Below are 237 nucleotides of genomic sequence, written 5' to 3' on the forward strand. Positions count from 1 at the left end.
GAATTACAAAAACGGCAGGAAGGTTTACCTAAAGAAATAACCGATATCGCATGGCAGGCACAGCTTAGACTGTGTCGACGTTACAACCGATTACTAAGCAGAGGTAAACATCGTAATGTAGAGCTGGACCCCATTGGTTGGACACATAAGCTAACTTTTTAAGTGGTTGATCCAGTCATGCCGCGTATCTTTGCTTACCGAAGTAAACTTCATCAGGTGTTAGTTCGTTTAGCCCTT

Annotated in this window: 1 pseudogene; it reads left to right on the plus strand. The window is 43.0% G+C overall.

Annotated elements, in window-relative coordinates:
* A pseudogene (locus HC733_RS23740) lies at window positions 1–135 on the plus strand (IS110 family transposase); the annotation flags it as partial.
* Window positions 136–237: the final 102 nt, after the last annotated feature.

It is taken from the genome of Pseudoalteromonas sp. S16_S37, assembly GCF_014694405.1.
GTDB lineage: Bacteria > Pseudomonadota > Gammaproteobacteria > Enterobacterales > Alteromonadaceae > Pseudoalteromonas.